Annotated in this window: 11 protein-coding genes; 7 read left to right on the top strand and 4 right to left on the bottom strand. The window is 69.0% G+C overall.

All coding sequences use genetic code 11. The features are described from left to right. Positions 1-79: 79 nt before the first annotated feature. Positions 80-1015, bottom strand: a complete 936-nt coding sequence (locus GT347_RS23345) for a hypothetical protein (RefSeq protein WP_160554470.1) — start codon at positions 1013-1015, stop codon at positions 80-82. A gap of 269 nt (positions 1016-1284) precedes the next feature. On the opposite strand from GT347_RS23345, the gene GT347_RS23340 reads away from it, so the two are divergent. The 4 genes from GT347_RS23340 to GT347_RS23325 all read left to right on the top strand — a co-directional run bounded on the left by GT347_RS23340 (position 1285) and on the right by GT347_RS23325 (position 6301). Next, positions 1285-1800, top strand: a complete 516-nt coding sequence (locus GT347_RS23340) for a hypothetical protein (RefSeq protein ID WP_160554469.1) — start codon at positions 1285-1287, stop codon at positions 1798-1800. Between the two features lie 241 nt (positions 1801-2041). After that, on the top strand, positions 2042-3880 hold the full coding sequence (locus tag GT347_RS23335) for a DEAD/DEAH box helicase (RefSeq protein ID WP_160554468.1): 1839 nt from the start codon (positions 2042-2044) through the stop codon (positions 3878-3880). 139 nt (positions 3881-4019) lie between these two features. Further along, entirely contained in the window at positions 4020-6083 is a 2064-nt protein-coding gene (gene metG, locus GT347_RS23330; RefSeq protein WP_160554467.1) for a methionine--tRNA ligase, read from the top strand. 8 nt (positions 6084-6091) lie between these two features. Beyond that, a complete protein-coding gene (locus tag GT347_RS23325; RefSeq protein ID WP_160554466.1) occupies positions 6092-6301 on the top strand; it encodes a hypothetical protein in 210 nt (69 codons plus the stop codon). Here the strand turns inward: GT347_RS23325 and GT347_RS23320 are convergent. Continuing rightward, positions 6298-7062 (bottom strand): hypothetical protein, encoded by a 765-nt coding sequence (locus tag GT347_RS23320; protein ID WP_160554465.1) that lies wholly within the window; start codon positions 7060-7062, stop codon positions 6298-6300. The genes GT347_RS23325 and GT347_RS23320 overlap by 4 nt on opposite strands. Positions 7063-7389: 327 nt before the next feature. Between GT347_RS23320 and GT347_RS23315 the strand changes: the two genes are divergently transcribed. Together GT347_RS23315 and GT347_RS23310 are read left to right on the top strand one after the other, a co-directional pair. Next, positions 7390-7602: a DUF3460 family protein gene (locus GT347_RS23315; protein WP_160554464.1), complete on the top strand. Its 213-nt coding sequence runs from the start codon at positions 7390-7392 to the stop codon at positions 7600-7602. 24 nt (positions 7603-7626) lie between these two features. Further along, positions 7627-8469 (top strand): segregation and condensation protein A, encoded by an 843-nt coding sequence (locus GT347_RS23310; protein ID WP_160554463.1) that lies wholly within the window; start codon positions 7627-7629, stop codon positions 8467-8469. 27 nt (positions 8470-8496) lie between these two features. Here the strand turns inward: GT347_RS23310 and GT347_RS23305 are convergent, their stop codons facing one another. Beyond that, positions 8497-9477: a hypothetical protein gene (locus GT347_RS23305; RefSeq protein WP_160554462.1), complete on the bottom strand. Its 981-nt coding sequence runs from the start codon at positions 9475-9477 to the stop codon at positions 8497-8499. A gap of 140 nt (positions 9478-9617) precedes the next feature. Further along, positions 9618-10586: a hypothetical protein gene (locus tag GT347_RS23300; RefSeq protein WP_160554461.1), complete on the bottom strand. Its 969-nt coding sequence runs from the start codon at positions 10584-10586 to the stop codon at positions 9618-9620. Positions 10587-10701: 115 nt separating this feature from the next. Between GT347_RS23300 and panB the strand changes: the two genes are divergently transcribed. Further along, the gene (gene panB / locus GT347_RS23295; RefSeq protein WP_160554460.1) at positions 10702-11595 is read left to right on the top strand and encodes a 3-methyl-2-oxobutanoate hydroxymethyltransferase; all 894 of its coding nucleotides are present in this window, start codon (positions 10702-10704) and stop codon (positions 11593-11595) included. Positions 11596-11611: the final 16 nt, after the last annotated feature.

The raw sequence follows: 11611 nt of genomic DNA, 5'->3' as shown, positions 1-11611 counted from the left end.
AAGAATGCGATGAGCCGGCGGGGCCGCACAGGGCGGCGCGGCGGCCGAAACCGGGATTATCCGCGCTTGCCGGAATGCTTCATTCGTCGGATGCGAGCCGCAGGGGTGCTCCCTGCCGCTCGGCCGCCATCACGCCGACGTTGAACTGCAGCGTTTCGAAGACTTCGCGATGGAGCTCCGGCGACAAGGTGGCTGTCATGTCGTAGAGCCAGTCGCAGGCCTCGCGCGCATCCTCGACCCACATCCACCGGGTGAGCGTCGCCACGTGCAGCAGGTTTCTCCGGGCGTCCGGATGCGGCGGCAGGAACGGCAGGTGGTCCATCATCAATTCGAGGACGGCATCCCAGGACACACGGTTGCGGTGCGCCGCACGCCGAAGCTGCTCGCGCTGCAGGCCGACGAGGCGCTGGTAGAGGATCTGTGCCTCGCACCTCACATCGATCAGTTGCACCCCCGAGTCGTCATCGACCTGCAGCTTCAAGGGAAACCCGATCTCCCGGTTCATCTCGACCAAGGCATAGACCACCAGGCGCAGGCTCGCCCAGTCGTGAAAAGGCGTGCGGCACAGCAGCCGCGTGCTGGCGAAGATGGCGCGCAGCAAGGCCGCCCGCATCGGGCTGGGCCAGCGCGCCATGGGCGCCACGGCCGCACAGGCATGCTCCAGCGCCAGGACCAGTTGATGTTGCACGACGAGGGTGGTCTCCCTGAGTTCCTCCGCGTTTTCATTCGTGCTTTCGGTGGCGTAGAGGCCCTGCAGCGCTTCTTCCAGGACGTTCAGGGCCTCCAGCGGCGCGGCCAAGGCGGCCGTCTCCCGCGCCATGCGGTTGTCCAGCGTGATGTCGTCGGCGATGCAACGGAACTCCCAGCACGAGGCCCGCAGCGACCGCAGCGTCTCCCAGTCGATGAAGGACGTGACGTGCCGCAGCACTTCACGCGGCAGTTCCATCAGCGGGGACAGCGGCTGCTGCGGGTCGGCCGGCATGAAACGCGCGGCATGCGGTGGCGGGATATCCATGGCTCGGTCGGGCTCCGGTGTCGGTGGGCATGGCATTGCAATCCGGACGAACTGCCCGCCATGCGGCGCCAGGCGCAGAACCGCAGACCATGCGAAACCCGCGACCCACAGCGCTTCGCTCCGGCGGCCTTCGCATCGGGTGGCCGCGCACGGAGTCCGAGGCGCTTCGCAAACATGGACAGCTCCCACCAACCTCCAGTCCGGCCATGCTCCTCCTGCGCCCCTCCTCCGCGTCCCAACCGTCCCGGACCCCAGGCCGGACCCGCGCCGTGCTGGCGGACTCCGGCCTGTGGCGCGGCCGTGAAGCCGGCCATGCCCGCGAACTCAAGCTGCGGCTGGACCACAGCACCCGCCTGCGCGACCTGGCCCACTGGACCAGCCGCACCGTGGCCTTCCTGCAGCGCCCGGCCCCGCGCGACCGCTCGCTCGACGGACCGCCCTTCAGGAGTTTGATGGCCGCGCTCTCGGCCATCGCCGCCGGCCCGCGGCTCGACGGTCCGGAGATCGATCTGGCCCTGGCCATCGCAGCCGAACTGGCCGCGCTGGCACAGTCGCTGGCCGAAGACCCGCCGGCCGAGGATGCCCTGGCCTGCACCGAGGCACTGCAGCGGCGCTGGCGCGGCATCGCCGACCACATCGTGGCCTCGGCCAGCGGCCACGCGGCCGCATCGCTCAAGGAAACGCTGGACCGCATGCAGCCGGCCAACATGGCCCCGGCCCGGGAAAAACGCCATGTCGTGCCGATGCCGCTGGCCGATCTGCTGCTCAGGCGGGAGAGCCACTGAGAAGCGCACGGCTTTTATGGTCCAGGCGGACCGTTACCGCAGCGCGGTTCGTGCGACAATGGCCGCTCGCCGCCGGGCACAGTCATCCGGGGCGCCGGCACTCTGCCGGGGGACCAGAAGACACGGCCGCATGCCGCGTTCGGGCTCCCATCCTTGAAGACACATCAGCCTCAGACTGGCCCCTGCTTTCAACAGCTGCGTGGCAGGCCGATGTCCCCGTGCCCTGGTTGGGCACCACACCATGACATTTGACGAACTGAACCTGGCCCCGGCCATCGTAGAAGCTGTGCGCGAACAGGGCTACGAGACCCCGACTCCCATCCAGGCGCAAGCCATCCCCCTGGTTCTCGCGGGACACGACCTGCTCGCCGGCGCCCAGACCGGCACCGGCAAGACCGCCGCCTTCACCCTGCCCCTGCTGCAGCGCCTGAGCCAGGACGAAGGCAACGGCGGCAAGAAGAAGGTGCGCGCCCTGGTGCTCACCCCCACCCGCGAACTCGCGGCGCAGGTCGAGGAATCGGTCCGCACCTACGGCAAGAACCTCAAGCTCAGCTCCGCCGTCATCTTCGGCGGCGTCGGCATGAACCCCCAGATCGACCGCCTGCGCCACGGCGTCGACATCCTGGTGGCCACCCCCGGCCGCCTGCTGGACCTGCAGCAGCAGGGCCACCTCGACCTGTCGGCCGTGCAGGTCCTGATCCTCGATGAAGCCGACCGCATGCTCGACATGGGCTTCATCCACGACGTGAAGAAGATCCTCGCCCTGGTGCCCAAGGAAAAGCAGAGCCTGCTGTTCTCGGCCACCTTCTCCGACGAGATCCGCGAGCTGGCCAACGGCCTGCTGCGCAATCCGCAGAGCGTGCAGGTCACGCCGTCCAACACCACCGTGCAGCGCATCACCCAGGTGATCCACCCGGTCGGCCGCGCCAAGAAGAAGGCCCTGCTGGCCCACATCATCAACCGCCACGAGTGGAGCCAGGTGCTGGTCTTCACCCGCACCAAGTTCGGCGCCAACAACGTGGCCGAATTCCTGGAGAAGAACGGCATCAGCGCCATGGCGCTGCACGGCAACAAGAGCCAGTCGGCCCGCACCCAGGCCCTGGCCGGCTTCAAGAGCGGCGAGATCCGCGCGCTGGTCGCCACCGACATCGCCGCCCGCGGCATCGACATCGACGAGCTGCCGCACGTCGTCAACTACGAGATCCCCAACGTCTCCGAAGACTATGTGCACCGCATCGGCCGTACCGGCCGCGCCGGTGCCGACGGCGCCGCCGTCAGCCTGGTCTGCATGGACGAAGAAGGCTTCATGTACGACATCGAGCGCTTCACCAAGCAGAAGATCGCCGTCGAGGTGGTCGAGGGCTTCGGTCCGGACGAAGGCGAACGCGCCGAGCCGATCGCCATGGGCCGCCAGACCATCTGGGGCGGCGCCGGCAAGCCGCCGAGCCGTGAAGTCATGGCCGCAGCGGCCAAGGCCGCGCGTACCGAGATGATGCAGCGCATCCGCGACAACAAGGCCGGCCAGGGTGGCGGCGCAGGCGGCGGCAATGGCGGCGGCGGTGGCGGACAGCCCCGCGGCGGCCAGCCGGCCGGCCGGCGCAACGGCGGCGGCAATGGCGGTGGCGGTGGCCAGGGCCAGCGTTTCGGCCAGGGCGGCGGCAACGGCGGTGGCGGCAACTTCGGCAACGGTGGCAACTTTGGCGGCAACGGCGGCCAGAACCAGCCCCGCGGCCCGCGTCCGGAACGCGCCGACCGCGGTGCCGACCGTGGCGACTTCCCGCCGGTGCCGCGCGAGGAGCGCCAGCCGCGCCATCACGGCAATGCGATCAGCCCTTCGCAGGCCGACCAGCTGGCACATCGCCGCGCTGAATCGATGGGCCAGGGCGGCGCTGCCGGCCAGCCCGATCCGCTGCGCACCAGCGTCGACAGCATGGCCGGCCGCGGCCGTCGCCCGGGTGGCGGCGGTGGTGGTGGCGGCGGTGGCGGCTACGGCCGTCGCTCCGGCGGCGGTGGCGGCAATGGCGGAGGCGGCGGTGGCGGTTTCGGCCGCGGCGGTGGCGGTGGCCGTTTCGGCCGCTGACCGGCCCGCAAGCCTCCCGGCAGTCCCTACAAGGCCTGCGGCACCCCCCGGTGCCGCAGGCTTTTTTACGGGCCCCCTAGAATTGGCGGCCCCGTCTCGCAAGCTCCGTTTTCCCTGGGACTTCCAGCCCCCACATCCGATGACCTCTCCCCGCCAGCTCTTCGTCACCACCGCACTGCCGTATGCCAACGGCAAGTTCCACATCGGCCACATCATGGAATACATCCAGGCCGACATCTGGGTGCGGTTCCAGCGCATGCGCGGGGCGCAGGTCGCCTTCGTCTGCGCCGACGATGCACATGGCGCGGCCATCACCATCGCCGCCGACAAGGCCGGCATCACGCCGCAGGCCTTCGTGGCCGAGATCGCCGCCGGCCGCAAGCCCTATCTTGACGGCTTCCACATCGCCTTCGACAACTGGCATTCCACCGACGGCCCCGAGAACCACGTCCTGGCCCAGGACATCTACCGCGACCTGCGCGCCGCCGGCCTGATCGAGACCCGCAGCGTCGAGCAGTTCTACGACCCTGAAAAGGGCATGTTCCTGGCCGACCGCTTCATCAAGGGCGAATGCCCGAACTGCCATGCCAAGGACCAGTACGGCGACAACTGCGAGGTCTGCGGCGCGGTCTACGCACCCACCGAACTGATCGAGCCCTATTCCGCCCTGTCCGGCGCCAAGCCGGTGCTGAAAAGCTCGGACCACTTCTTCTTCAAGCTCTCCGACCCGCGCTGCGAAGCCTTCCTCAAGGAATGGACCGTCGCCCCCGGCCATGTGCAGCCCGAGGTGCAGAACAAGATCCGCGAATGGCTCTACCAGGACGAGGACGGCAAGGGCGGCCTGGGCGACTGGGACATCAGCCGCGACGCGCCCTACTTCGGCATCGAGATCCCGGACGCGCCGGGCAAATACTTCTATGTCTGGCTCGATGCCCCCGTCGGCTACCTCGCCTCGCTGAAGAACCACCTGGACAAGCAGGGCCTGGACTACGCCGCCTACATGGCCCAGCCGGAGCTGGAGCAGGTGCATTTCATCGGCAAGGACATCATCACCTTCCACACCCTGTTCTGGCCGGCGATGCTGCATTTCAGCGGCCGCAAGACGCCCGACGCCATCTACGTGCACGGCCACCTGACCGTCAACAACGAGAAGATGAGCAAGAGCCGCGGCACCGGCATCGATCCGCTCAAGTACCTCTCGCTGGGCCTGTCGCCCGAGCATCTGCGCTACTACCTGGCGGCCAAGCTCAGCGGCCGCAACGAGGACATCGACTTCAACCCCGAGGACTTCGCCGCCCGCGTCAACAGCGACCTGGTCGGCAAGTTCATCAACATCGCCAGCCGCGCCGCCGGCTTCCTCACCAAGCGCTACGAAGGCCGCCTGAGCGCGCCCGCCGGCGTGGACGCCGGCCTGCTCGACCAGCTGCAGGCCCGGGCCGAGGACATCGCCGCGCTCTACGAAGCCCGCGACACCGCCCGCGCCCTGCGCGAGACCATGGCGCTGGCCGACAAGGTCAACGAGTTCGTCGATGCCAACAAGCCCTGGGAACTGGCCAAGCAGGAGGGCATGGAAGCCCGGCTGCAGGACGTGTGTTCGACCTGCATCGAGGCCTTCCGCCTGCTGGCCATCTACCTGAAGCCCGTGCTGCCGGCGCTGGCCGTGCAGGTCGAGGCCTTCCTGAAGATCGAGCCGCTGCAGTTCGCCGATGCGGCGCGCCTGCTCGGCGCGGGCCACACCATCGGCGCCTACCAGCACCTGATGCAGCGGGTCGATCCCAAGCTGCTCGAAGCCCTGTTCGAAGCCCCGGCGCCCGAGCCGCACGCCGCCGCGCCCGCCCTGCCCGGCGGCGAGGCCATCGCCCCCGTGATCGGCATCGAGGACTTTGCCAAGGTCGACCTGCGCATCGCCCGCATCGACGCCTGCGAGGCCGTCGAAGGCTCCACCAAGCTGCTGCGCCTCACACTGGACGTGGGCGAAGGCCGCCAGCGCAATGTCTTCAGCGGCATCGCCTCGGTCTACCGGCCCGAGCAGCTGGTCGGCAAGCTGACGGTGATGGTGGCCAACCTGGCGCCGCGCAAGATGAAGTTCGGCGTCAGCGAAGGCATGGTGCTGGCCGCCAGCCATGCCGACGGCAAGGCGCATCCCGGCATCCATCTGCTGGAGCCGTGGCCGGGCGCCACGCCTGGCATGCGCATCGGCTGATCGCCGCCATGAAGATCGCCAAGCTCCTGGCCACCGCGCTGCTGGCCCACGGCCTCGGCGGCTGCGCCGTGGTGGCGGTGGCCGATGCCACCGTCAGCGTGGCCGCGACGACGGTCGGCGCCGCCGCCAGCGTGGCCGGCCTGGCGGTCGATGCCACGGTCGGCACGGTCAAGCTGGCCGGCCGTGCGGTGTCGGCGGTGGTGCCGGGCTCGGATTAGGCGTTCCCGGGTTCCAGGTGGCGCAGGAAGCGGTGGCGCAGATAGGCCACGCTGGCGTCCGACAGCAGGCAGGCTCGCGGCTCGTGCACCAGCCGGTCGACCTCGTCATACATCGTCCGCACATTCAGCGCGATCCTGTCCGGGCGCCGGTCGAGGAACTGGTCCACCGTCCAGCCCGCGTGGCTGCCGCCGTTGTCCAGGCGCTGGCCGCATACTTCGTCCAGGCCCTGCAGCTCGGAGCGCAAGCGGGTCGCCGCCACCCAGCCGGCCAGCGGCGCCATGTCTTCGAGTTCGAGCTGGCGGGCGCCCGGGCAGGCGCCGACATGGCGCGCATCGTTGGCCCGCAGGGTGCGCCTGACCCGCTCGCCCAGGTCCGGACAACGGGTCATCAGCACGAAACGCAGGGCGAAGTACATGCAGCCGTGCTCGTCGCCGCGCTGGATGCGGGGCGTCACATAGACACGGTCGTCGAATTGTTCGGCCAGCCTGCGGATGACGGTGCCCAGGCAGGCCCCGGCGCTGTCCACCATCAGGCAGGAAGACACGCCCTCGCCCGAGCGCAGCAGCACCAGCGCCAGTGTGTGCAGGCCCGAATGGGTCGCCGCCAGCGCCACGGCATGGCCGCCGGGCGGCAGGCTGTCGCACCAGCGCCGCATGCGCTCGGCCGTGGGGCGGATGCTCCAGAAGACCACGGTGGCCACCTCGATGCGGTATTTGCGGCGGTAGATGCGCAGCATGGTGCCGAGGGTGCGGGAAGGCATGGCGTCGTCCGGGCGCAGGCCGGTGAAGTCCGCGCCGGCCCATGGGTCGCCATGCAAATCACGACCTGGGCGTGGCAGCAGCGGATCCGTTTCGGACTTGGTTTCGCCCTCGCGCTGCGCTGCAAGCGGCATGTGACTCACGCTTGGCCGATCGATGACGGAACCATAGGATGGAAAACTCATCCGCCCCACTTTGCAGCCGCCAGGCCTGCAAACTCGGGGGCCGCACGAATTCAGCTGCCGGAAAACGCAGCACGAGGCGCCGTCCTTTGTAAAATCACCCGTTCTTCCGCCGTCCGGCCGGAAAAGGCTCTCCAGGTTCGCCCCATGTCCATCTTCCAACGCAAGCACTACACCTCCGAAGTCACCGACTTCCTCAACGACCTGAAGAAGCAACACCCCTCGCTGGATGCCGAGCAGGTCGCCGGCCGCGCCCTGCTCTGGGACAAGAAGATCGACCGCGATGCCTGGGAAGGCTACGACGCCGGCGAGATCAAGCAGAAGCCCTACGTCTACCAGACCGACAACAGCGGCAACTGAGGGCGCGGGCCGCCTCCGTTTTCCATGAACGACATCGCATCGGTCGAGGCCGACGGCCACGGCCATGGCGATTCGCCGGATGTCATCGACCAGGTCGCGCTGGCCCGCCTCTACGGCGAGCCGCTGTTCGCGATGCCGCAGGATCTGTACATCCCGCCGGATGCGCTCGAAGTCTTTCTCGAAGCCTTCGAAGGCCCGCTGGACCTGCTGCTCTACCTGATCCGCAAGCAGAACTTCAACATCCTCGACATCCCGATGGCGGCGCTGACGCGCCAGTACCTGTCCTATGTCGACGAGATCCGCAGCCGCAACCTGGAGCTGGCCGCCGAATACTTGCTGATGGCGGCGATGCTGATCGAGATCAAGTCGCGCATGCTGCTGCCGCCCAAGGCTGCCGTACCCGGCGCGGAGCCGGAAGACCCGCGCGCGGAGCTGGTGCGCAGGCTGCTGGAATACGAGCAGATGAAGCTGGCCGCGGCCAAGCTCAATGCGCTGCCGCAGTACGGCCGCGACTTCCTGCGTGCCCAGGTCACGATAGAGCAGAGCCTGCAGCCGCGTTTTCCGGATGTGCATGTGGCCGACCTGCAATCGGCCTGGCGCGACATCCTGCAGCGGGCAAGACTGGTGCAGCACCACACCATCACCCGCGAGGAACTCAGCGTGCGCGAGTACATGAGTTATGTGCTGCGCAGCCTGCAGGGCCGGCGCTTCGTGCCCTTCGAGGAATTGTTCCAGCCGGAGAAGGGCCAGACGGTGCTGGTCGTCACCTTCATCGCCCTGCTGGAACTGGCCAAGGAAACGCTGATCGAGATCACCCAGGCCGAGGCCTTCGCGCCGATCTACGTGCGGCTGGCCTACTCCAGCTGAAGCGGCCGGCGCCGTGCGGCGAAGGGTTCACTGCTCCAGCGAAGCCAGGTACTGCAGCGCCAGCGGTTCGATCGCCCGCCGCGGCGCATCCGGCATGCTGCGCAGCACGGTCTTGAGGGCGGCGTGCAGGGGCACCAGCCTGTCACGCAGCTCCTGCGCGTGGAAGATCACATGGCGTTGGCCGATGTCGGCCACCTGCCGCATCCGCAGGTGGAAATCCACCGCGTCTTCGCCCTTCAGCCGGGATTTGCCGTCCGTCGTTTCCCACGCCTCCCGGATCGCATCCTGCATGGCGGCGATCCGCTGCCCGGTCATTTCGAAGGAAGACCGGTTCGCCGGTTCGACCACAGGCAGCGGCGCCGGGCGCTGGAACGCCGCCGGCCGGTCGCGGCGCCGCACCCGGCCCTGCCTGGGCGGCGCGGCGGGCTCGGGACTTTCAGGACGGTCGGGCGGATCGGAGTTCAGCGAAGAGTTGGAGCTGTACAAGGCGGGCGCCACACGCTGCGGCACCGGGCTGAGCGTGTTCTGCTGCCTCGATATCTCCTTGTACTGTTGCGTCCATTGCTTGCGGCTCAGCTTGCGCAGAATGGTGTCGGCCTCGCCGCACAGGCGGCCCAGCTCGTCGCGCAGTTCGCTGCGCCGCGCGGGTGCGAAGGTGCCGCACTTGAGCACCTTGATATCGCGGTAGAGGCGTTCGAGCCGCTGGCTCAGCGATTGCCACTCGTGCGCCGTACGAGGCAGCCGGCGGCATGTCTCGATGAGGCGGCGGTAGCGCGCATGGATATCCGCCGTGTCGTGCGGATCGCAGCCGAAGACGCTGCTCAGCAAAAGCTCGCAGCAGGATAGCTCCACCAGCGGTTCGCGTCGCGGCATGCCGTCCAGGAGCCGCCCGCCGCCCGGGTCGGCATGCAAGCTCGCGGAACGTTCGAAATCGCCGGCATCGAAGCTGGCATCGGGACTCGGAGGCGTCCAGGAAGCCCTGGCGCTGAAATACGAAGGGAAGGCCACAGAAGTTCCTGCGAGAAATGGAATGGCGACTTTCCCGCGCCGCCAGATCCCGCGCCAACAGGATCTTGCGAAGCAGCCCGCATCCGGCCGAAGACCGCGGATGCCAAAGCCTCCCCCCGCCCCCGGCCCGGTCCCTCGACTCACGCTTGCAGCGACTTGAGGTATTGCCAGGCCAGCGGCGAAATGATGCGCCTGGCTGAATCGGGCATGTCGTCCAGGGCATAGCGCAGGGCGGTATCCAGGTCCAGGAAATGCTGCTCCAGGCCCGGCACATCGCAGGCCACATGCGGCCCCTCGATGCCGGCGACCCGCAGCAGGCGCGCATGCAAGCCGGCCGCATCCCGGCAGGCGATGAGCCCCCGGCGATCGCTGCACTGCGAGGCGGCCAGGATGGCCCCCCTCATGTCGGCGAGCCCCTGCGCGTCGATGCGAAAGGGAACCGGATCCCAAAGCGTGCCCGCAGCCACGAGCACACGCTGCCCGGCCACGGGCTGTCCTTGCCTCGATCCGGATGCGGGTTCCGGTTCCGGCCCTGGCTCCGACCCGGAGCGTTCCAGCGAATCCGATTCCAGCGAGGAAACGGCCCGGCGCGCGGGCGGCGCTATCCATCCGGTGAACGACGCCGCATCCAGCTGCATCAAGGCTTCGGTGTCCAGCCGCCGTAGCGCCTTGCGGCGCAGGCTGAACACCAGTTGCTGCGCCTCCTCGCCCATCCGGCACAACTGCTTCAGGAGTTCGGAGCGCTGCACACGCAGGAAGCTCCTGCCCTGTATGTAGGCCAGGTCGCACTGCAGCTGCATCAGCCGCTGGTGCAGACGGGGCCAGTCCGGCGTGCCGCGAGGCAGGTCGCGGCATGTGCGCATCAGCCGGCGATGGTTCGATTCGATCAGCAGCTTGTCCGGCGGCGGGTAGCCGATGCCGGCGAACAGGGTCTCGCAGCGGGATTGCAGGACCACGGGCGACTGCCGCGGCAGGCCGTCCAGAAGACAGCCGCCGGGCCGCATCGACGGCGCGGCATGCAGCGGTCCGGCGCCGGGCGCAGCCGGCACCGCCTGCTCCAGGAGCAGGCCCGCCGACGCACCGGCGAGCGGATAGGGAGGAAAGTCCACGATGACTCCCGCAAGATGGAAAAAAGCCCATCTTCGACCGCGCTCCCGACAGCGCCAGCCGGCCTTGCGCATTCCCCCATGCTGCACGAAACCGCGGTGCTAGAGTCCTGCGGCCATGACAGTCCACACCCCTGCCGACACCGCCGCCAGCACCACGCCTTACGGCACGCCGCCCGAGGCCGCCGGCTCCGCCGACCGCAAGCCGATCAGCCTGCCCCGGCTGCAGGCCATGCACGGGCGCGGCGAGAAGATCGCCATGCTCACCGCCTACGACGCCACCTTCGCCGCCATGGCGGATGCGGCCGGCGTCGAATGCCTGCTGGTGGGGGATTCGCTGGGCATGGTCTGCCAGGGCCAGGCCAGCACCGTGGCCGTCACGCTCGATGCCATGCGCTACCACACCGAATGCGTGGCCCGCGGCCTGCAGCGGGTGCAGGGCAGCGCCTGGATCGTGGCCGACCTGCCCTTCGGCAGCTACCACCAGTCGCGTGAACAGGCCCTGGCCAGTGCCACCGTGCTGATGCAGGCCGGTGCCCACATGGTCAAGCTCGAAGGCGGCGGCTGGACCACCGAGACGGTGCGATTCCTGGTCGAGCGCGGCATCCCCGTCTGCGGCCACCTGGGGTTGACGCCGCAGACGGTGTCCGCCCTCGGCGGCTACCGGGTGCAGGGCCGCGACGAGGCCCAGGCCCAGCGCCTGCGCGCCGACGCCATCGCGCTGCAGGACGCCGGCGCCGCCCTGCTGGTGCTGGAGATGGTGCCCGCCCGCCTGGCCGCCGAACTGAGCGGCGCGCTGCCGCGCTGCGCCACCATCGGCATAGGCGCCGGCCGCGGCACCGCCGGACAGGTGCTGGTGATGCACGACATGCTGGGCGTCAACCTGGGCCGCAACGCGAAGTTCGTGCGCAACTTCATGGACGGCGCGGGCGGCGTGGCCGCAGCCATGCGCGCCTATGTGGCCGCGGTCAAGGACGGCAGTTTTCCGGACGACACCCTGCACGCCTGGTAACGCCCGCGCCGCGCGG

Source organism: Xylophilus rhododendri, from assembly GCF_009906855.1.
GTDB lineage: Bacteria > Pseudomonadota > Gammaproteobacteria > Burkholderiales > Burkholderiaceae_C > Xylophilus > Xylophilus rhododendri.
Note: the sequence above shows the minus strand (reverse complement) of the source record. Positions and strands in the feature narration are given on the sequence as shown.

Coding starts and splice junctions, on each gene's coding strand:
- GT347_RS23345 (WP_160554470.1), bottom strand. CDS start 1,015: ATGGATATCCCGCCACCGCATGCCGCGCGTTTCATGCCGGCCGACCCG.
- GT347_RS23335 (WP_160554468.1), top strand. CDS start 2,042: ATGACATTTGACGAACTGAACCTGGCCCCGGCCATCGTAGAAGCTGTG.
- metG (WP_160554467.1), top strand. CDS start 4,020: ATGACCTCTCCCCGCCAGCTCTTCGTCACCACCGCACTGCCGTATGCC.
- GT347_RS23320 (WP_160554465.1), bottom strand. CDS start 7,062: ATGCCTTCCCGCACCCTCGGCACCATGCTGCGCATCTACCGCCGCAAA.
- GT347_RS23315 (WP_160554464.1), top strand. CDS start 7,390: ATGTCCATCTTCCAACGCAAGCACTACACCTCCGAAGTCACCGACTTC.
- panB (WP_160554460.1), top strand. CDS start 10,702: ATGACAGTCCACACCCCTGCCGACACCGCCGCCAGCACCACGCCTTAC.
- GT347_RS23325 (WP_160554466.1), top strand. CDS start 6,092: ATGAAGATCGCCAAGCTCCTGGCCACCGCGCTGCTGGCCCACGGCCTC.
- GT347_RS23310 (WP_160554463.1), top strand. CDS start 7,627: ATGAACGACATCGCATCGGTCGAGGCCGACGGCCACGGCCATGGCGAT.